Genomic DNA, 23,280 nt, shown 5'->3' with positions numbered 1-23,280 from the left:
AAATCCTTAAAAGCCAAGAGATAGCCCAAAATTCACAGAACGTGTTGCAGGATATGATACTCCCATTGCTTCAGGATCACTTACGTCGATCTTATCAAAGCATAGCAAATCAATTCCTCTTACATAAAATTTAGCATTCTTGATCTTTATTCTTTCTAAGAATGAAGCTGGTAACTTATAATATATTTCACAGTTACGTAATTTCAAGAAAGAACGATCGGCCATCCAAACAGAACTTGTTTTTAAGTTATTATCAACAGATTCTGTTGTTAAACGAGGAAAACGAGCATTTGGATTTTCAGCACTCCATCTATTAGCATAATAATAATTAGATATAGTAGAGTTACCTACCAATGGCCTATAAAGACTAGTCGTTTCCAATATTGCAGTGTAATTACCTACTCCCTGGAATTGAGCATTAAAGCCTAAACCTTTCCATTCCAAACCTACATTGAATGAATAATAAATTTCAGGAACGGTTGAATTATATCCCATAGCAACAAAGTCGTTGTTATTGATTACACCATCATTATTCTGATCTTTATATTTAATATCACCTGGTTTTACCTGACCAAACTGCTGTGTTGGACTGTTATTAATATCCGCCTGATCAACAAAATATCCGATAGCTTGCAAACCAAATATTTGTCCTACCGACTTACCTGTTGAGCGCAAATAATCATAAGCCTGAGGAGCTTCCAGCTGTTCTTTTATCTTGTTTTTAGAAAGAGTAAACTTACCTCCAAGAGTCAGAGTGAAATCGCCGATATTTTTATTGTAATCAGCTCCAATCTCAGTACCCCAGCTATCAACAATTCCTGCATTTTTATAAGAATTGGAAGCACCAAGTACTGAAGAGTTCTTTCCGGAAGTGTTAACCCAAATATCAGAACGTCTTTCATAGAAACCATCGATAGTCAAAGTTAATCCTTTAAATAAACCTGCATCTAAACCAAGATTATACTTATGAGCTTTTTCTGTTGTACCATTTAAAGAAGGTAAAGCTCCTTCCTGCCAGCTACCATCATTACTAAAGTTATCTCTTATAGGATAACCACTACCACCTGTGACTGTTTCATTCCAATAACCGTTATAAGGAATATTATCTGTACTTAAGATTCCCCATGAAGCACGAAGCTTTAAGAAATCAACCCAGTTCACATTCTTCATAAAGTCTTCATTAGACATAACCCAAGCTAATCCAACTGTTGGAGAAAGATGCCATTTACTATTTGTTTCAAGAACATTAGAAGCCGAATTCATCAATGTAAAATCAGCAAAATAACGATTCTTGTATCCATAATGAGTATACCATGCTAAATTCTGATGATAGAAAGTCTGGTTTACACCCTTCGCATTATCATATTTATATGAATACATCAACATTGTATATAAGTTGTGAGAACCAAACTGACGTTGATAATCCACATTTGCCTGAAAATTGAATGAACGATATTGCCAGTCCAATTTACTATCACCACTCATTTCACTATCAGAACCACCAGTATAAGTATTATATGCTGCAGGAGCACCATTCTGCCAGCTTGAAACACTTTGACTACCATATTTATATTCTTTGGAATGGTTTTCCCAATATGAAGCGATATTGTCATATCCAATACGGATATTACCTCCTAATCCTTTTACAAAATCAGAAAGATCTTGCTTTAATGCCATATCGGCATATAATGCACGAGTATGTCCTTTGGTATAACCACGCGCCTGAGTCAAAGCCACTGGGTTATAATAACCATTCCATGTAGCATTACCTCCCCAAAGTCCATCTTGAGTTCTAATAGGGAATGCAGCAGACGGAACAGTATAAAGCTTTGAAATAAGATTATCAGAACCTAATCCCGGACGACTGAATTCATTCAATACTCCCATAATATTAGCTTGCATCTTTGTATTAGGAGATAAGTCCATATCCAGGTTTGTTCTGAAATTACCTTTCGAGAATTTTTCCTGAGTAGAATAACCAACATTCTTATTTGAATTAGCGATAAAACCTTGGTTAGCCTGCAAATTCATCATTGTATAATAACGCATTCTGGTGCTACCGCCACGGAAACTTAATGTAGCAATATCTGAAGCTCCAGTATTTCTGAATGTTTCTTTCCACCAATCTACATTTGGATATAAATAAGGATACTGTCCACTTTTAAATGCATTCAACTCATTCTGAGAATAACGAACAGTCTTACCATCATTTGTCAATGCTTCATTCAATGCACTGGCATAAGTATATGCATCGGCCATTTCCGGTTTACGAACTTGCCAGTCAATAGCATGATCATAACTGAAACTTATTTCTCTTGATTTGTATTTACCACGTTTAGTAACAATGTTCAAAACACCATTCACTCCTTTATATCCATATAAAGCCAAAGCCGCAGCATCTTTTAAAACATTTACTGACTCAACTTCTTCCGGAGTAATGTAATTCAAAACGTTCCAGTTATTGTCGCGTTCCAATCCATCAACCACAACCAATATACCATTATTTCCGTTAAGGGTTTTCAGTCCTCTGATATACATAGATGATTTCTGATCCCATGTAGCACCAGTTTTCTGCATATTAGTTAATCCTAAAACGTTACCATATAAAGAATTACCAATAGTTAATGCAGAACGTTTGTTTATACTTTCAGCATTGGCTGTTGAAACTGATCCTGTAGACTCAGCCAATGCTTGTTCCAAACCAAAACCATAATTAACTTTTCCAGTAGAAAAATCCATCACAACTGTTACAGACTTACCAGAATCTACCACCGGATACATTTTCACGGCATCATCAGCTGTCTGAATTTTCAATACATTTTCTTTGCTAGCCATGATTTCGAATTTACCATCCTTATCAGTAGCTACCTTAACAAACGGATTGTTCACGATTGAAACTAATGCTCCCGATACAGGATTCCCAAGCGGATCTATAACCCTACCAGTTACATTATTTTCATTCTGCGCCCAACTATTTAAACTTGCACATGCAAATATTGCTAAAGCTATTATTTTATTTTTCATATCAATTCGTTATTTAAGTCAATATACATGTTGTTACTTCCAACCTGGGTTTTGAGTTAATCCATAACCTTTATTGACTTCTGAAGGTGGGAAAGCAGATAAATACCATCTAGGACTAAAGTTTGTCCACCAAGCACGGGATTTATTAGTTAACTCAAATTTAGTATAAGTAAACTTAGTAGGGAAAGCTCCACGGACACTTGAACTCTTATCAGACCATGAACCGGAACCTCCATCAGCACGTTGAATTTTCAGACCATGTAAAGTCTTCGTAAACAAATCAGCACGTTTATTTCTAACCATATCAAATAGACGAACATCTTCCATACCTAACTCACAAGCACGTTCACGTAAAATCTCTTCCATAAGAGCATTTGAATCGGTTGTAAGTTGCTTGGTTGGATTTGATTCTACTAAACCTTTTAAACCAACTCTTGCACGAACAATGTCAACTTGTCTAATGGCATCAGCTAACCTGTTATTCTTTAACAAAGCCTCTGCATAAATCAAATAAACTTCTGCCAATCGCAAATAAGGCCATTCCAAATAATTTCCGGCTAAGCTACCCTTACCTTCTTTATAGAATTTATATAATCCGTAACCGGTTGCATACGCACCTGTTTCTTTTTCAGTACTACTTACGTTTTCGCGGCCACCTAACCAAAGTTCAACAGCACGGCCACTGTATTTAGCACCATTTACAAGTATTGTTTCATACAATCTAGGGTCACGAATAGGTTTACTATAACTATTATCTGTAAAGAATGGATTTGCAGCAATTGTCGGATTATCCCATGTAAATGGAGTACCATCGGCCATAGGGAACATCTCTACATATTCTTCTGTTGGAGTATAACCTCCATAACCAACCCAATCTCCCCAATAGTACCACCAATCCCAGTTGTACTTACCAATAATTCTGGTAGAAATCAATAGTTCAGTATTGTCTTGTCTTGTAAAATAAGCTGCATTAAATGCACTTCTATAAGCATCGGTTGTTGCTCCGGTAGGCTGCATTAAAGCATAATGTCCTTGTGAACTTAACTCAGTAAAGAAATCTTCGCATGCTTTTAAACATTGAGTCCACAACTCAGGTTTGTATGCACCATACCACACCTGATGTTTAGTTACAGCATCTTGAGGCTCTTCTGTGCAATAAGGCTGATTATCGTTAAATAAAGGACTGGCAGCAAAAAGAAGGACTTTACATTTCAATCCCATAGCTGCAGCTTTTGTAAAACGACCTTGCCAGTTTGATTCACCATCAGCATCCAGGTCCCAAGGAAGAACAGGAGCTGCTTCATCAAGCAAGCGAGTCATGTAGTTAACCGTTTCTTCTACTGTTGCTCTAGGTAATTCATAGCTTGACTGAACATCATAAGATTTATCCAATATTGGCAATCCACCATAATGTCTGAACAAGTCGAAATAACGTGATGCTATAATAACTTTTGCCTCTGCAGCCAAACGTTTTTTCTCGCTATCATCCATATCAGGAACACGCTCTACATTTTCTATGAATAATAAAGAAGCACGTATTGCTACCCAACAATTTTCCTTTGTATATCCAAAGCGAGTATCGTCAGCACCATCTTCATCACTAGCCTTATAAGAGCCTGAATAATATTTTCTATTTAATCCATCCCATGAATTATGACTATGCCAGCAGTCAGAAAGCACTTCAAACATACCGGTGTTCATTTTGCCATCAACCATATTCCAGTTGGTTGCTAACCCATAATAAAGTTTGCTATATGCGTTCCAAAGAAAACGACGAGCATATTCAGCTTTTCCAAAAATTGTATCTTGCGTAACAGCAACTCCCGGAGCCTTTTCCAGGAAACTATCACCGAATTTTATGTCATCCACACATGAGGTAGCCATTGTAGCTACAACAAATGTTCCGATAAACCACTTACTAAAATGTTTCATTTTTATCAAAGTATTAGAATCCAACCTTTAAACCAATATTAAATACTCGAGTTAATGGATAATTTGGGCGATCACTTTGTCTTGATTCCGGATCTCCCCATTTAAATCCTGTAAAAGTCAACAAGTTATATCCATTTACATACAAACGACATTGGTTCATTTTCAATTTTTTCATGAAAGCAAAATCAAAATTGTAACCTAATTCAATGCTTTTTAATCTCAAATAGCTAGCATCAATAAGATATAAATCAGAACCTGCATAGTTATTTGATGCATGTAAGCCCGAAATTCTTGGATATTTAGCAGAGTATGTATCTTCGGATGTGCGCCATGTCTTTTCGTATTGATAAAGCAACAAACCTTTGTTGAATGTATCTCCAAGAGGTTGACGGAATTCGCTTAACATACGGTCAACATTCCATGCACCTGTCCATTGCATTGAGAAATCAAAATTCTTCCAGCTAAATCCCATATTTAATCCGGCTGTATATTCCGGAGCATCTGTGTAACCTAAATTACGAGTAGCATCATCACCTGTAATCTTGCCATCATTATTCAAATCAGTATATACGCAATCACCAGGTTTCAGTTCAATACCATGATCGGCAATTTCATGACCAAACTGAGCTTTATATCTTGCATCGGCAGTTTCATCATAGAATCCCCAGAACTTATACATAGATCTTGAACTAATAACGCGACCAGTTTTGTACATCCAATTTTCATTTTGCTTCACCTCATTCATATATAAAATCTTGTTGCGTGCAAAAGATAGATTAGCATTTGCCCAGTAACGGAAATCTTTACCAACCTGATCGTTCCATTTCAATTGAAGTTCAAAACCCTTATTTTCTGTCTTACCAACATTAACAACCGGAAGGCTCATTCCAAGAATGCTTGGCAAATAATCCGGAGTCATTAATATATCTTTTCGTTTCTCGTAGAAATAGTCAAAAGAAACATTCAAATGATCTTTCAAAACAGTAAAGTCCACTCCATAATTTTGCTTTGTAGCTTTTTCCCATGTAACATTTGCATAAGATTTTGTTGATTCGTATGCACCTGGCTTACTACTTCCTGTATTTGTACCAAAATAGTATCCGCCACCCAGATTATAAGCATCAGGAATATATAAGAAACGTTGATTATTACATTTATCATTACCTACTACACCTAAAGATGCACGTAGTTTCATATAGCTAACAACATTCTTAATTGGCTTAAAGAATGATTCCTCACTAAGAACCCATCCTAATGAACCTGCAGGGAAAATTCCATAACGATTACCCGGAGCAAAGTTTTCAGAACCATTATAACCAATATTGAATTCTGCCAGATATCTGGATTTCCAATCATAAGTAGCACGACCAACAAAACCTACATATGCAGAAGGTATATCATCATAAGAACCTCCGGGATAGTATCTTTTTGATTGATTGTACAACACCAAACCGTTCACATTATGATCTCCAAACTTGCGGGAATAATTCATACCCAATTCCATATACCAGTCACGCGCTTTACTGAACTGATCGTCTGGTTCGCTATAGCTTAATTGAGAATCAGATCCATTTTTTCTATAATCAATAGCACCATTTGCTCCTGATATAGGAGTATAATATGCTTTTGAAGAACTTGCGACTTTTTTATTTGCATATTCACTATTATATGCACCTTTCAATTTTAAGGAAAGTCCTTTTGTTATAAAGTCCAGCTTTTGATTTAAAGCCAAGTCGAGATTTAATACATTAGTAGTTGTTGTTCTGAATCCCTTTCCATAATATGAAGAAAGACCATCAGTACCGGTGAATGGCAAATAATCAGCATTCGATACAACGCGTTTACCGTCAATAATTCCGGCACCGGCAAAAGGTACAGCCCAATAAAGCTTACGGAATAATTGGTTTTGATCTTCTCCTGATTCCGGAGTACGTTTAGTTTCTACCCTACCACCGATATTTACAGATAACAAAGTAGATTTAGTTATATCAAAATCAAGATTTGCTCTGTAGTTATACCTTTTATAATCAAAGTTAAAATCATCGTTCGCATTAAATTGCTTAAACATACCAGCCTGAGTAAACAAACCAGTTGAAACAAAGTAACGCATACCTTCAGTTCCACCTGAGATATTAACATTGTGTTGTGACTGGAACGCTGAATTCTTCATACAATAATCAATCCAGTTAATATCCGGATAAAGAATAGGATCAGAATGTGTGCGGAACTTTTCAAGTTGATCATTACTAAAGGTAGGTACACCACCATCATTTACCTGCATCTCATTATAATATGAAGCATACTGGTAAGAATTAGCAAAATCAAGTTGCTTTGTCATAACATTAACCCCATACGAGCTGGAAAGTGAAACTTTTGCTTTGCCTTCGGCACCACGTTTGGTTGTTATCAATATTACACCATTTGCACCTCTTACACCAAATACAGCCGTAGCAGAAGCATCCTTAAGAACTGTGATACTTTCAATTTCATTTGGGTCGATTTGTGAGAAATCACGGTCTACTCCATCAACCTGAATAATTGGAGAAGCATCGTTCCATGTAGCAATACCACGAACATAAATATCTGCAGCATCGGCACCGGGCTCTCCTGAATACTGAACAGAAGAAACACCAGTAATCTGTCCTGAAAGAATATTAGAGATAGAACCCACAGGTGTTTTTAGCAGATCGTCACCCTTCATAGAAGAAATAGCACCTGTAATTGATACTTTCTTCTGAACGCCATAAGCTACAACCTGAACTTCATCTAATACATGTGTATCTTCATCTAATTCGATAGACATAGAAACACCTTTTCTTATTGGAACAATTTTATCTTTATATCCAATAAAAGAGATTTTAAGTCTTGCTGCTCCATTAGGTAACTGGAGAGTAAAAATACCATTTAAATCTGTTACAGTACTAACCTTAGTGCCTTCAATCAACACATTAGCACCAATGATTGATTCTCCTTTTGAGTCTTTAACAACGCCGGAAATCTTTTGCGTACTTTGCTGAGATATTTCCAGAGAGTTATTTTCGGCAAAAAGTCTTAGTTGAAAAGGGGAATAAAGTGCAAATAATAAAACAGACAAGCGTATTACCCATTTAACAGGTACAAGCTGCCGTTTTCCTCTACACTCATGAAAAGTTTTTTGTTTTTTCATTTAGTTATAAACTTTAAGATTAAACATCTTTGCTTAATAATCACTTAGCAAATTTATCAATCCTTAACAATACAGAAGTCTGAATATAGCTATTTTAAGAGGAATATGGGATATTCTACTACTTTGAGCTATAATTATACCCACTTACATTAAGAGATAAATTCATTCTTTTACTATTAGTGTCAATTACACGTATGCATATTTTACCTGTGGTGACAAACTTTAAATAAAACATCTTTTATATGTCTCGGGATAAAATTTAGCACCCCCATTACCAAAGGGTTTCAGAAGGAGAGAGCATGTTACCCCCCTCAAAACAACCTTATATCTTTCTGATTTTTAATAATGAAAAGTTCACAAAAGGAAAAAACACATAAATAACTGATTACATGCTCATTAAACAATGCATTCTATTTAAAAAAGCAATAAAAGTACTGATAGTAGTTGCTTGTTAATGTACTGATTTATTAAATTACAATTTATTGCCCAATGGATTCAGGTTTATTGGTGAATAAATGGAAACCATTGGGCAATAATCCAACAGGCAAACCTTATATATTCTTATTCGTTTTCCTCAGGTTCCGGGACAAACGATTCCGGCATATATCTTTCAATATATTCGCTTGGCAGCATACCGAACTCTTTTTTAAAACATGCACTAAAATACTTAGGGTCATTAAATCCAACTGCATAAGCTAATTCCGAGATCCGGATTTTCTTTTTCTCTTCTACAATTTTACAGGCAGCTTTCAATCGAATGTTACGTATAAAGGCCGATGTATTGAGTCCGGTAAGCGATTTCAGTTTCTTATATAAAGTAGACTTACTTGAACCCATTTCTTCAATGAACTGCTGCTGGTCGAATTCTGAATTGTCAAGATGTCTGTGAACACAGTCAATAGCACGTTGCAAGAAGTCTTCATCCATACTTGTATAGCTTAGCTCTTTCATTTCAAAAACCAATTGTTTCTTGAAATCTTTCGCTACCCTCTCTTTGTTCTTCAGAAGATTTTTAATTTTAGCATGCAATACAGTAAGCTTGAATGGTTTGCTTATAAACCCGTCGGCTCCGGAATCGTAAGCTTCAATCCTATCTTCCTCTTTATTCTTTGCAGTAAGCAGAATCAAAGGTATATGGCAAGTTTCGAAATTATTCTTTATGTGTTTACAAAACTCTATACCATCCATCTCAGGCATCATAATATCGGATACAATAAGGTCAATATCTTCATTCTCAACAATGGAAATACCCTCCTTGCCGTTTTGCGCTGTAAGCACATTATATTCTCTACTTAATAATTGAGTCATCAGTTGCAACAACTCCTCATTATCTTCAATAACCAATAAAGAATGAGATTTTGCCTCAGTAGTTTTTTCCGGTTCCGGAACAGAAAGTTCAAGATCCGAAATGGTTCCTTCTGAAGATACATCCTTCATCTCATCTATTTCATCTTCATTATAGAATGAACAATCTATTGGTATCCTGACAGTGAAAGTAGTACCTTTATCAACTTCACTTTCAGCAGTAATAGTTCCCTGATGCAATTCTACCAGATCTTTAGTCAGAGAAAGTCCGATTCCTGTGCCAATGGTATTAAAGCGACGATAATCTCCTTCATAAAAACGTTTAAATAAAGTCTTTACTTTCTCCGGAGGGATACCCTTTCCATTGTCTTTTACAGAAAGTATTGCATATTCCTTATTTGAATCACAACTTAGATTTACCTGAACAAATCCGCCTTCACTATTGTATTTGGAAGCATTGGACAGTAAGTTATATACTATCTTGTCTAACTTGTCAGGATCAAAATACCCCATTATATTTTCCGGATCGCAAACTACCGACAAATGAATCTTTTTCTTTTTCATCAAAGGACGAAGGCTCTCTACCTCTTTTCTCAAGAACACCGCCAGATTATCATTAGACACCTTTAGTTTCAGGTTACCTGTTTCGGCTTTTCTGAATTCAAGAATCTGTTGCAACAAACGAATCAGACGAGATATATTATTCTGCATCACACCATAATGTTCGCGGTTTTGAGGAGAAATCATCTTCAAATCATCAACAGTAGCCGAGATGATAGTCAGCGGAGTTAAAAGTTCGTGAGTAATATTTGTAAAGAACTGCAGTTTCGCATGGTTTACTTCTTCTGATTTTACCTGTTCCATCTGCTGCAATTTCAAATCATTCTTCAACTGCATTCTGTTCCTTGCAACTCTTAAAGAGAAACGAGCTATCAGAACTCCTGCAATTATATATAATAGGTAAGCCCACCAGGTAGCCCAGAAAGGAGGAAGAATAACAACTTCCAATACTGTTTCCGTTTCATTCCACACACCATTTTCATTCGTTGCCTTCAGTCTGAATGTATAAGTACCACTCTTCAGGTTATTATAATTCGCAAATCGGCGCAATGCATCTGTGTACTGCCAGTCTTTATCGAATCCTTCCAGCTTATATGCATACTTGTTTCCCCTTGAGTTATTATAAACCAGAGCAGCAAATTCAATTGTAAAGTTCTTATATTTATAAGGTAGCTCTATTCTTTTTGTAAATCCTGGAGTCTCTTCAGAAATTCTATTTCTAAGTTCATCATCCAGAGTTCCGAAGCTCTGATTAAGAATCTTTATATCTGTTATAACAACAGGAACTTTCATCACATTATCTTCCATTCTGTCAGGAAAGAAACTGTTATATCCTTTATATCCACCAAAAAACAATTCTCCGTTCTTATTAAAAGAAGAGTTCTGAATAAAGAAATTATCCTGCAAACCATCTGCTGTAGTATAAACACGGAAACTCGATTCTTTCAGGTTCTTTTCAACACGCAACCTTACAAGACCATAATTTGTGCCAAGCCAAAGATTTCCTTTCTTATCCTGTTGTATACTACTCACAACATCCCCCGGAAGATTAATAAGTTTATTAATGGAAATAAAAGTATCTTTTTCTCTATCATACAAATTAAGTCCTCCTCCTTCTGTTCCAAGCCATAGTCTTCCTATATTATCCTTAAACAGACATAGAGCATCCAAACAATTCAGTTTGTTGTTACTCAACGAATATTGAGTAAACTTCGTTAATTTAGGATTCTGTAAATTTCCGGAAAGACGTATTAGTCCATAATTTCCCGTACCACACCATATTGTTCCGTCGTTGTCTTCGCAGAGAGAACGAATGGTACAACGACTAAGATCTTTATTGTTAACCAAAAGAGTATTAAAGATATAACCTTTACCGTTATTATACCTCACGCATAATCCACTACGGGTACCAATCCAGCAGTTGCCCTTCCTGTCTTCCTTTATAGCGGAAACACAAGCTTCTTTTAAAAAAGGAGTATTCTCGGGTAACATCACCTTTACCTTCTGCCCTTTCTTGTAAACAAAGATACCTCCATCATAAGTACCTATCCACAATTCATTTGTTCTTTTCATGCGAACAATCGTGTTGACAGTAGGCATGCTACTTATATTGGAGAATTCAGGAATCTTTGGATAATAGTTGCAAACATTATTTTTTGGATTGTATGCAGCCAATCCATAAGTACCTATCCCCATCCAAACCAGTCCGTCGTCATCTACATAAAGACTTTTCACCGAGTTTGTAGGTAGTTCACTCTTAATCGATTCAATATTATATTGATTAAAATGAGTTTGTTTAGTGCTCACCCAACACACACCACCTCCAATAGTTCCCATCCACATCATTCCAAAATGATCTCTAATAATAGAGTTAACCTCATTACTAATCAATGGATAACTTTTACTTTCTGGAAGATAATTAATAAAATATCCCGAGCCATCCTGCGGAGTTATACTAAGTCCGCTACGCGTACCCACCCAAAGAGTGTGAGTATTCAGATCCTCAGATATTGAATAGACGATATTATCCGACAAGCTATTAGGATTTCCATTCTGATGAACAAACTTCTTCCATCGCAGATGTTTCATATCATAAGGGTTCTCTAATAAGAACAATCCCTCACTCCATGTACCAACCCATATCCTTTTTTTGTAATCTTCATAAATAACATGAGCCGAATTACGATTATTCATTTTAGGATATGCATAATACCTTTTAACCTTAGGATCATATCTGTAAAGTCCGGCCGACCATGTACCAATCCATATATTCCCTTTCGAATCTTCAATAAGAGACTTAATAGCAGTTGGATTCAATACACCATTAGTCTTCGAATTAACCAGAACTTCAAAAGAATCATTCTGAGGAATATATCTGCATAAGCCAGAATCTGTACCTACCCAAACAGTATTATCTTTGCCAATCAGTAAACATGAAATTGCATTGTTTGCAATTCCGGGAATAAAAATCTTACGTATTACACCAGTCTTCTTATTGAGAATATTCAGCCCGTCGAGGGTACCAATCCATAAATTGTGGTTATTGTCGTCGGCAAGACAAAGGATATTATTACTTGTGAACAATTCCGGTGTGTATAGATTAGCCTTATAAGTTTTTACCTGATAACCGTCATAAAGACACAAGCCACTTCTTGTAGCAATCCATATATAACCATCTTTATCCTGAAAAACCTTCTGCACCTCATCAGTAGGTAAGCCATTAAGCGTAGAAAGCTGTTTAAACTTTAAATGCTGAATAATTTCATTTTGAGAATTTGCCCAAAATGGACAAAACAATAAAAGTAAAAATAAAGATACTTTCTGTAATATTGGATAGTTTATATTCTGCATAAATAGATTTAATGATTACGCAAAGATATGCAGAATAGCATTTAATGAGGTCAAATTATTGGTAAATAAGTTCTGATAATAGATAAACCATCAGAATAGTTATTGTTAAATACAAGAAGAACAACTTGTTACAAACCAAAATAACAAATATAAATATTGATAAACAAAGCATTACAGTTGCATGCTGTATTACTAAATATGCTTAATCTGTACAAGAAAGGACCTCTTTTATAAAAACTTTATTTTAATAGCAATGTTTTTTCTTTAAAAGGATAAAATGTCATATAATCTTTTATCTTTGCAGTAACAACTTAAATTTTTGATAAAATGAAAATAGAAAAGATTGTAGGAAGAGAAATTCTCGATTCAAGAGGTAATCCAACTGTAGAAGTTGACGTAATATTAGAATCAGGTATTGTAGGCAGAGCTTCTGTCCCATCAGGTGCATCCACAGGTGAAAATGAGGCAATAGAATTGCGAGATGGCGTTAAGGCCCGCTATGGAGGTAAAGGTGTACAGAAAGCAGTTGATAATATAAATAAGATAATTGCTCCTAAGTTGATCGGAAAATCAACGCTTGATCAAAGAGGTATTGATAAAGCCATGATTGAGCTGGACGGAACAAAAACCAAATCAAAACTTGGAGCAAACGCCATTTTAGGCGTGTCGCTGGCTGTAGCTAAAGCCGGAGCTGCTTATCTGGACTTACCACTTTACCAATATATCGGAGGGGTAAATTCTTATGTATTGCCTGTACCGATGATGAATATCATTAACGGAGGATCGCACTCCGATGCTCCGATTGCATTTCAGGAATTCATGATCAGACCTATTGGTGCACCATCTTTTAAAGAAGCATTAAGAATGGGAGCTGAAGTTTTCCATGCGTTGAAAAAAGTTCTTAAAGACCGTGGATTAAGTACAGCTGTAGGTGACGAAGGAGGTTTTGCTCCAACGCTCGAAGGTACCGAAGATGCGCTTAACTCCATTATTGCTGCTATTAAGGCAGCCGGTTACACTCCTGGCAAAGATATAACTATCGGTTTAGACTGTGCATCATCAGAGTTCTTCAGCAATGGAACCTATGACTACACCAAATTTGAAGGTGCAAAAGGTAAGAAAAGAACTTCTGAAGAGCAAGCACTTTATCTGGAAGAATTGATTAAAGGATTCCCTATCGACTCAATAGAAGATGGAATGAGTGAAAACGACTGGGAAGGATGGAAATTACTTACTGATAAAATCGGAGATAAATGTCAGCTTGTAGGCGACGACTTGTTTGTAACAAACGTAGACTTCTTATCGAAAGGTATTGAGCTAGGTTGTGCAAACTCTATATTAATCAAAGTAAACCAGATTGGCACACTGACAGAAACTCTGAATGCTATTGAAATGGCCCATCGCCACGGATATACTACGGTAACCTCTCATCGCTCTGGCGAAACGGAAGATGCTACGATAGCGGATATTGCTGTAGCCACAAACTCCGGACAAATTAAGACTGGTTCATTAAGCCGTTCTGATCGTATGGCGAAATATAATCAACTACTCCGCATTGAAGAAGAATTAGGAGATTTAGCTGTTTATGGGTACAAACGAGTGAAATAAATGCAATAAGGTGAAAGTCAAAGAACTTTCATAAAACAAATAAGCCTCAAAATCCGAATCGATTTTGAGGCTTTATTTATTACTCATTTACTATTTCTTTATTGTGAGAAAAGGTCATCAGAAACTTTTCTTTCCACAGTTTTAATAAGTTTAAATCGGGAATCTCTACTTCCGTTCTACGAAGAATAACCAATCCATCCTTTTCTAATTGGTTCAGGCATTTGGATACAGATAAACGTGTTTCACCAATAATTGCAGCAAAATCTTCCATTTTAATCTTCAGCTGCTTTTTGCCATAAGGTTTTTCACATCGTGCCAACAAGAAATCAACAATCTTTGTTTCCAGACAGGAATAGGTAAATTGCCACAATCTATCATGAAACTGTTGTAACCTATTTGACAGAATATTACGAAAATTCAAACGGAAAATATCATGTTTATCAAGCTCAGTTAGAATAAAAGACTTATCTATAGAAACAACATCAACATCTGTTTCCGCAGTATAAGTAGAGAAGTAACACGTTTTAATTCCAAAAAGAGAATAGAATCCAACGAGATCAGGAGCTGACTGGAATTCTTTTAACACAAAATTATTATCCTTATCGGTAGACTCAAGCATTATTTCACCTTTTAATAAAAAGGTAAGTTCATTACAAGGGTCACCGCTCCTCAATATAACACTTCCAGCTTTATATTTCTGAAAATGTAATTTCACTTTTCCAACGATTTTTGTAATTTCGTCTTCACCTAATCCTTGGAAAAGAGGCATTTTAAGCAAAGTCTCGTACATAGTTTCCATAACAACCATTTTTGGTATTACAGTTATAAAATAGTCTAATTCTAGTTCATTACAAATATATTGATAAAATTTGATTATATTCATTTACACACTCTTCTTTTTTTGTTTTTTATTGTTTCTTAAGCATGATTATTTTCTATATAGTAAAATGTTGTAAAATGCATAAAAATATAATATCTTTGCATTTAAAAAATAATTAGATATGTTTGCAGCATTTGATATTCAGGATATGATTAGTGCATTTATTGTACTATTCGCAGTAATAGATATTATTGGTTCTATTCCAATTATCATAGATCTTAGAGAAAAAGGACGTGAAGTAAACGCCGTTAAAGCAACTGTATACTCAGGAGCACTGATGGTAGGTTTTTTCTATGCAGGTCATCTATTATTAAGCCTCTTCCGGGTTGATATAGAATCGTTTGCAATAGCCGGTGCACTTATTATATTTTTCATGGCACTGGAAATGATTCTCGACGTTGAAATATTTAAAAACACAGGTCCCATTAAAGAAGCAACACTTGTTCCTCTTGTGTTCCCTCTATTAGCAGGAGCTGGTGCATTTACAACATTATTATCACTACGTGCGGAATATGCCAGCGTAAATATCATGATAGCCTTAGTGCTCAACATGATCTGGGTATATATCGTTTTAAAGCTAACAGGAAAAGTAGAGAGATTTCTAGGAAAAGGAGGCATTTATGTTATCCGGAAATTCTTTGGTATTATTTTGCTTGCGATTGCTGTAAAACTGTTTACTGCAAACATTACCAACCTGATCACATTTCTTCAAGGCGGTTTATAGTAAATAACATAAATATTACTCAACCCGGCTTTTTTCAATAAACAGCCGGGATTTTTTATGCCCAAAAGCAAAAAAAAAGAAGCAAACAAGACTATTTTATCGCAAAAATCATTATTTTTGGAGATAGCAACGTTATATTGTAACCATAAAATTAATAATAAACCTTTTAAAAGCCTATATAACTATGAGTTATCTGCGATTTGACAAAACTCTCATGATTAATCTTGAAGAATCTTTACCTAGAGAAATTCTTCGGACCAATAAATCGGGAGCATATCATTGTACAACAATAGTCGATTGCAACACAAGAAAATATCATGGATTACTAGTGATTCCTGTTCCAGAGTTAGACGACGAAAATCATGTTTTACTCTCTTCTTTAGATGAAACAGTTATTCAACACGGAGCTGAGTTTAACCTTGGTTTGCATAAATATCAGGGAGACAACTATAGTCCCAAGGGGCATAAATACATCCGTGAATTTGATTGTGAAAAAATCCCTATTACCACTTACCGTGTAGGTGGAGTTATTCTTACCAAAGAAAAAATCTTTGTTCATTATGAGAATAGAATATTGATTAAATATACATTAGTAGATGCACATTCTGCTACTACTCTTCGTTTTCGTCCACTTCTCGCATTTAGAAGCGTACGTCAGTATACTCATGAGAACCCACATGCAAACAGAGAATATCAGGAAGTTGAAAATGGTATAAAAACCTGTATGTATCCAGGATATCCTGAATTATTTATGCAGCTTAATAAGAAAAATGAATTTCATTTTGAGCCATATTGGTATAAAGGAATAGAATATACTAAAGAACAAGAAAGAGGATACGATTCAAACGAAGACCTTTATGTTCCGGGATATTTTGAAGTTAACATTAAAAAGGGAGAAAGCATTATTTTCTCTGCCGGTATATCTGAGGCTTCAACAAACGACATGTTTGAGAAATTCGAGGAACAGGCAGCAAGACGTACTCCACGTGACAGTTTCTTCAACTGTCTGAAAAACTCAGCTCACCAGTTTCATAATAAACAAGGTGGCAAGCACTATCTGTTAGCCGGATATCCCTGGTTTAAATGTCGTGCTCGTGATATGTTTGTTTCCTTGCCAGGTTTAACACTTGCTGTCGATGAAGTTGAAGAATTTGAATCGGTAATGGAAACAGCACAGGAAGCAATAGAGAATTATATAAACAACCGCCCGCTGAATTGTAAGATATATGAGATTGAAGATCCGGATGTGTTACTTTGGGCAATATGGGCCATACAGCAATATGCAAATGCTACATCAGCGGAACAATGTAAAGAAAAATACGGTGACCTTCTGAAAGACATTATCGAGTTTATTCATAAAGGCAAACATGATAACCTATTCTTACATGATAACGGATTGCTATACTCAAACGGAGAAAATAAAGCTATTACATGGATGAATGCCACAATCAACGATCGTCCTGTGACTCCAAGAACCGGATATATTGTTGAAGTCAACTCCTTATGGTACAATGCACTTCGTTTTGTAGCCGGAATGATGCATACAGGAGATAAAGCCGAATCGATATTCGCAGATTCACTGGATGAATTAGCAAAAACAACGGCCCAATCTTTCATTGATGTATTCCTGAACGAACATGGTTACCTACTGGATTATGTTAACGGACAACCATCCGACTGGGCTGTACGTCCCAACATGATATTTACCGTGGCATTTGAATACTCGCCGCTTAAGCCAGAACAAAAAAAGCGGATTCTTGATATTACAACCAGAGAGTTACTTACTCCAAAAGGACTACGTTCGTTAAGTCCCAAAAGTATCGGATATAACCCCAATTATGTAGGACCACAAATATTAAGAGATTGCGCTTACCACCAAGGCACAGCATGGCCATGGCTGATGGGATTCTATATGGAAGCATACCTTCGTATTTATAAAACAAGCGGAGTTTCCTTTATTGAACGCCAACTAATAGGATTTGAGGAAGAAATGAGAAAGCATTGCATTAGTTCTATACCAGAGCTATTCGATGGCAACCCTCCTTTTAAAGGACGGGGAGCAGTATCATTCGCAATGAATGTTGCGTTAATCTTACACGTATTAAAGCAACTTAATAAATACTATTAATAAGAGGAGGAAATAAAGATGAAAGTTTTAATGTTTGGATGGGAGTTTCCCCCTCATATATTAGGAGGCTTAGGAACAGCCAGCTATGGGCTTACACAAGGTATGTCTATGCAGGAAGATATGGAAATTACCTTTTGCATACCCAAACCTTGGGGAGATGAAGATCAGAGTTTTTTAAAGATTATAGGTATGAACAGCACTCCGGTAGTCTGGAGGGATGTGAATTGGGATTATGTTAATAGTCGCGTAGGTGGCTATATGAATCCACAGGATTACTATGAGCTACGAGACCATATATATGCAGATTTCAATTATCTTCATACCAACGATTTAGGTTGCATTGAATTTTCCGGTCGCTATCCGGATAACTTACAGGAAGAAATTAATAATTACTCCATAGTAGCTGGCGTTGTTGCTCGTCAGCAACAATATGACATCATTCATTCGCACGACTGGCTAACCTACCCTGCCGGTATTCATGCTAAACAAATTTCTGGAAAACCACTGGTTATCCATGTACATGCAACAGATTTTGACAGAAGCCGTGGAAATGTAAATCCCACAGTTTACTCAATAGAAAAGAACGGAATGGATCATGCCGATCACATCATGTGTGTTAGTGAGTTAACCCGTCAAACGGTTATTCATAAATACCATCAGGATCCACGAAAAGTAACTACCGTGCATAATGCCGTATCTCCATTATCTCAGGAGATTATGAATATTGTTCCTCAAAAAAGCAAAAAAGAAAAGATTGTAACCTTTTTGGGAAGAATAACCATGCAAAAAGGTCCGGAATACTTTGTAGAAGCCGCGGCAATGGTTCTTCACAGAACAAAAAACATTCGCTTTGTGATGGCCGGCAATGGCGATATGATGAACCAAATGATTAGTCTGGTAGCAGAACGAGGTATAGCCGACCGTTTCCACTTCCCCGGATTTATGAAAGGAAAACAAGTATACGAAGTACTCAAAGCCAGCGATGTATATATCATGCCTTCGGTTTCGGAACCATTCGGTATCTCTCCACTGGAAGCAATGCAGGTTAGTGTACCAACAATTATCTCGAAACAATCGGGATGTGCTGAGATTTTAGACAATTGTATCAAAATAGACTATTGGGATATTCATGCTATGGCCGATGCTATTTATTCCATCTGTACCTATCCTGCTATGTATGAATACTTAAAGACAGAAGGTAAAAGAGAAGTTGATGCAATAAAATGGGAAAACGTAGGCTATAAAGTACGTTCCATTTACGACAATATTTTACAGAATTATAGATAATAAAAAAATATAATCAATATGAAAACAATCTGTTTATACTTTCAAATACACCAGATTTTTCATCTGAAGAGATATCGATTCTTTGACATAGGCACTGATCACTATTATTATGACGATTACGCCAATGAAACTAAATTAAGTGATACTGTTGAGCGTTCTTATAAACCTGCAATCGACACATTAATTGAGATGGTTAAAAGCTCAAACGGAGCTTTCAAAGTAGCCATTTCTCTATCCGGAGTAGCAATGGAGCTATTGGAAATGCATGCTCCCTGCGTTATCGACAAACTAAAAGAATTGGGCAAAACAGGCTGCTGCGAGTTCTTGGCCGAAACATATTCCAACGGACTCTCTTCATTGATCGATGAACAAAGTTTCCGTGAGGAAGTTCAGCACCAATGCAGAAAAACAAAACAACTCTTTGGTCAGGCACCAACTGTATTCAGAAATACAGGACTTATTTATTCAGATGAAATTGGCAGCACAATCGCCGATATGGGATTTAAAGGAGTGCTCACTGAGGGAGCAAAACATATTCTAGGATGGAAGAGTCCTCATTATGTATATCATTGCAATCAGGCACCCGAGCTTAAAATATTATTCAGAGACTACAAGCTTTCAGATGATATCAGCCTTCGGTTCTCCAATCATGAATGGAGCGAGTATCCTCTGTTTGCTGATAAATACATCAGTTGGATTGACTCACTGCCAAAAGAAGAAAAAGTGATCAATATCTTCATGCCTTTAGATGCTATAGGTATAGCACAGCCTCTATCTTCAAACATTCTGGAATTCTTGAAAGCGTTACCGGGTTGTGCCAGTGAAAAAGGAATAACATTCTCTACTCCTTCTGAGATTATTTCCAAATCCAAATCAATCTCTCCTATTGAGGTTCTATATCCAATATCCTGGCTGGACGAAGAAAGAGATATAAGTGCCTGGTTAGGAAACGGTCTTCAGCGTGAGGCCTTTAATAAGCTATATAGTTTATCAGAGCGTGTAAGACTATGCCATGATAAAAGGATCAAGCAAGACTGGGACTATTTACAGGCTTGCCACAACTTCCGTTTCATGTCAACTAAACATACCGGTCTTGGTATCGACAGAGATAGTTACGACTCAGCCTACGAGGCTTTTTCAAATTATATGAATGTTCTGGCCGACTTTATCAACAGAGTAAACTCCCTTTATCCGGAAGATTTGGATAATGAAGAATTGAACTCCCTGCTTACAACGATAAAAAATCAAGGAGATGAGATTGAGACCTTACGTAAGAAGATTGATATGCTGGAACTTAGTAAAGTGAATAAAGAAACAACAGCAACTAATACAACTAAGGAAAAGAAAGAGAAGAAAGAGAAGAAGGAAAAGAAAGAAACTAAAGAAAAGAAAACTAAAAAAGTAGCGAAGAAAGAATAGGAAAAACCAATCATAAAAAAAGCAGCTCAAATTGAGCTGCTTTTTTTATGATATCTATTCATTATCATAAACTTTATCGTAAAACTCGTTGAAAGCATCAATGTAATTATCAGGAGACTGAAAATCAAGAACCGGAATATTCTTACTGCGAGCATAGTTCATCACTTCTTCATTTACATTCTCACTGTTTTGAATAACCCCGTCGGAATAATCGATAGCAAGCTTAATCAAACCAGCATAATCAACATCACCCTGAACAGAAGATAAATCAATGCCTGCTAAGTCTTTCATCATTATTTTAGAGGCAAAATCCTGAGAAAGTTTATTTTTAAAATCATCCTCATATACAGAGAACACAATCTTCACATCACGAAACGAAGGTTCATCTTTGTATACAGTCTTAATATATAATGGAGCCAAAGCCGACATCCATCCATGACAGTGAATAACATCAGGACACCAACGGAGTTTCTTTACCGTTTCAATTACACCGCGGGCATAAAATATAGCTCTGCTGTCATTATCATCATATTCATTTCCATCTTCATCAGCAGCTTGTAATCTGTGTTGAAAATAATCATCATTATCAATGAAGTATACCTGCATTCTGGCAGCCTGAATCGAAGCCACTTTTATAATCAACGGATGATCTGTATCATCAATGATCAGGTTCATTCCCGAAAGGCGAATCACTTCGTGCAATTGATTTCTGCGCTCATTGATATTACCCCACTTAGGCATAAATGTTCTGATTTCTCTTCCCTTTTCCTGAATAGCCTGAGGAAGATATCTTCCAACATTAGCCATTTCGGACTCGGGCAAGTAAGGAGTAATCTCTTGTGTAATAAATAAAACCTTGTTAGCCTTCATCATTTTATTATCTTTCTCATAAATATTCTGCAAAGATATAAAAAAAAAAGCGCATTTATGCAAGTTTTATCCTTCAATAACATCTCGCTAATTATTAAGTTTCTATTAATCAGCACATAAGCATTAAAATCAAATTAAAACAAGCAAGAGCATTTCATTATATAAATTTCAAATAATTCTTCGTTATGTGATAAATATTAGCTTATTTTGCACCGTTTTTTAAAACAACAGATCAAACAATCAAAATTAAAAATGAAAATTGTACACACTATCAATGAGTTACAGTCAGAGTTATCTGCACTAACAGCTCAGGGTAAAATGGTTGGGTTAGTCCCTACTATGGGCGCTTTACATGCAGGACATGCCTCTTTAGTAAAGCGTTGCGTAAAAGAAAATGATGTAACCGTAGTGAGTGTATTTGTAAATCCCACTCAGTTCAACGATAAAAATGATTTAATAAAATATCCACGTACTCTGGATGCCGACTGCAAATTATTGGAAGCCAATGGCTGCTCTTTTGTTTTTGCCCCATCGGTAGAAGAAATGTATCCGCAACCAGATACTCGTCAATTCAGCTTTGCACCGCTGGATACAGTTATGGAGGGAGCTTTCCGTCCAGGGCACTTTAATGGTGTAGCACAAATTGTAAGTAAACTTTTTTATGCAGTAAAACCAAACCGCGCATACTTCGGAGAAAAAGATTTCCAGCAGCTGGCCATCATTCGTGAGATGACTAAACAGCTGAACTTAGATATTGAAATTGTAGGCTGTCCAATTGTTCGTGAAGTCGACGGATTGGCTCTAAGCAGCCGCAATTCATTATTATCTGCTGAAGAACGTGAAATAGCATTAAAAATATCTCAAACATTATTTAAAAGTCGTACCTTTGCAGCAGATCACTCAGTGAGTGAAACAATTCGCTTCGTAGAAGAATCAATTGCCGCTGAGCAAGGGCTACGCCTGGAGTATTTTAAGATTGTTGATGGTTACACATTACAGGACTTGAAAGACTGGGCAGATACAAATTACGCAGTGGGCTGCATCACAGTATTCTGTGGACAAGTCCGACTGATTGATAACATAAAATATAAAGAGATTTAATTAAAAAGACCAACCTTATGATGATTGAAGTAATGAAGTCAAAGCTACACCGTGTACGTGTAACAGAGGCTGATTTAAATTACATGGGTAGTATTACAATTGACGAAGATTTAATGGATGCGGCCAACCTCATCGCCAATGAGAGAGTACATATCGTAGATAACAATAACGGTGAACGTTTCTCAACTTATATTATAAAAGGCGAACGTGGTACAGGTAAGATTTGCCTGAATGGTGCAGCTGCCCGAAAGGTACAAGTTGGAGATATCATTATTATCATGTCTTATGCCATGATGGATTTTGAAGAAGCTAAAAGCTTTAAACCGACAGTGGTTTTCCCCGACACCATGACCAATAAATTAGTTGAATAAATTACATTCCTGATTTATATAGCATAAAAAATCCTGCTACAGATATTCTCTATA

Annotated in this window: 13 protein-coding genes; 7 read left to right on the top strand and 6 right to left on the bottom strand. The window is 36.2% G+C overall.

The annotated features are described in order from the left end of the window. Positions 1 to 6: 6 nt before the first annotated feature. From BUC21_RS08340 to BUC21_RS08325, 4 genes are all read right to left on the bottom strand, one after another. Positions 7 to 3,024, bottom strand: coding sequence for a SusC/RagA family TonB-linked outer membrane protein (locus BUC21_RS08340; protein WP_073401155.1), 3,018 nt, complete (start codon positions 3,022 to 3,024; stop codon positions 7 to 9). Between the two features lie 33 nt (positions 3,025 to 3,057). Continuing rightward, a complete protein-coding gene (locus tag BUC21_RS08335) occupies positions 3,058 to 4,956 on the bottom strand; it encodes a RagB/SusD family nutrient uptake outer membrane protein (protein ID WP_073401153.1) in 1,899 nt (632 codons plus the stop codon). Between the two features lie 13 nt (positions 4,957 to 4,969). Beyond that, entirely contained in the window at positions 4,970 to 8,122 is a 3,153-nt protein-coding gene (locus tag BUC21_RS08330) for a SusC/RagA family TonB-linked outer membrane protein (RefSeq protein WP_073401151.1), read from the bottom strand. Between the two features lie 561 nt (positions 8,123 to 8,683). Next, a complete protein-coding gene (locus BUC21_RS08325; protein ID WP_073401149.1) occupies positions 8,684 to 12,838 on the bottom strand; it encodes a hybrid sensor histidine kinase/response regulator transcription factor in 4,155 nt (1,384 codons plus the stop codon). Positions 12,839 to 13,165: 327 nt separating this feature from the next. On the opposite strand from BUC21_RS08325, the gene eno reads away from it, so the two are divergent. Further along, on the top strand, positions 13,166 to 14,446 hold the full coding sequence (gene eno, locus BUC21_RS08320; RefSeq protein ID WP_073401147.1) for a phosphopyruvate hydratase: 1,281 nt from the start codon (positions 13,166 to 13,168) through the stop codon (positions 14,444 to 14,446). Positions 14,447 to 14,525: 79 nt separating this feature from the next. Here the strand turns inward: eno and BUC21_RS08315 are convergent, their stop codons facing one another. Beyond that, positions 14,526 to 15,245: a Crp/Fnr family transcriptional regulator gene (locus BUC21_RS08315; RefSeq protein ID WP_083547652.1), complete on the bottom strand. Its 720-nt coding sequence runs from the start codon at positions 15,243 to 15,245 to the stop codon at positions 14,526 to 14,528. 202 nt (positions 15,246 to 15,447) lie between these two features. On the opposite strand from BUC21_RS08315, the gene BUC21_RS08310 reads away from it, so the two are divergent. The 4 genes from BUC21_RS08310 to BUC21_RS08295 all read left to right on the top strand — a co-directional run bounded on the left by BUC21_RS08310 (position 15,448) and on the right by BUC21_RS08295 (position 20,884). Continuing rightward, complete coding sequence (locus BUC21_RS08310; RefSeq protein WP_073401143.1) at positions 15,448 to 16,050, top strand: MarC family protein; 603 nt, start codon at positions 15,448 to 15,450, stop codon at positions 16,048 to 16,050. A 184-nt stretch (positions 16,051 to 16,234) separates the two neighbouring features. Beyond that, a complete protein-coding gene (locus BUC21_RS08305) occupies positions 16,235 to 18,178 on the top strand; it encodes a glycogen debranching enzyme N-terminal domain-containing protein (protein ID WP_073401141.1) in 1,944 nt (647 codons plus the stop codon). 18 nt (positions 18,179 to 18,196) lie between these two features. Continuing rightward, positions 18,197 to 19,465 (top strand): glycosyltransferase, encoded by a 1,269-nt coding sequence (locus BUC21_RS08300; RefSeq protein ID WP_073401139.1) that lies wholly within the window; start codon positions 18,197 to 18,199, stop codon positions 19,463 to 19,465. A gap of 18 nt (positions 19,466 to 19,483) precedes the next feature. Next, positions 19,484 to 20,884 (top strand): glycoside hydrolase family 57 protein, encoded by a 1,401-nt coding sequence (locus BUC21_RS08295; protein WP_073401137.1) that lies wholly within the window; start codon positions 19,484 to 19,486, stop codon positions 20,882 to 20,884. Positions 20,885 to 20,938: 54 nt separating this feature from the next. Here the strand turns inward: BUC21_RS08295 and BUC21_RS08290 are convergent, their stop codons facing one another. After that, positions 20,939 to 21,757: a glycogen/starch synthase gene (locus BUC21_RS08290; protein WP_073401135.1), complete on the bottom strand. Its 819-nt coding sequence runs from the start codon at positions 21,755 to 21,757 to the stop codon at positions 20,939 to 20,941. 249 nt (positions 21,758 to 22,006) lie between these two features. Here BUC21_RS08290 and panC point away from each other — a divergent pair, with 249 nt between their 5' ends. Both panC and panD read left to right on the top strand, forming a co-directional pair. Beyond that, entirely contained in the window at positions 22,007 to 22,855 is an 849-nt protein-coding gene (gene panC, locus BUC21_RS08285; RefSeq protein ID WP_073401133.1) for a pantoate--beta-alanine ligase, read from the top strand. Positions 22,856 to 22,872: 17 nt separating this feature from the next. Further along, positions 22,873 to 23,226 carry an aspartate 1-decarboxylase gene (gene panD / locus BUC21_RS08280; RefSeq protein ID WP_073401131.1) on the top strand — a complete coding sequence of 118 codons (354 nt, stop codon included), beginning with the start codon at positions 22,873 to 22,875 and terminating at the stop codon, positions 23,224 to 23,226. Positions 23,227 to 23,280: the final 54 nt, after the last annotated feature.

Source organism: Bacteroides luti (genome assembly GCF_900128905.1).
Taxonomy (GTDB): domain Bacteria; phylum Bacteroidota; class Bacteroidia; order Bacteroidales; family Bacteroidaceae; genus Bacteroides; species Bacteroides luti.
Note: the sequence above shows the minus strand (reverse complement) of the source record. Positions and strands in the feature narration are given on the sequence as shown.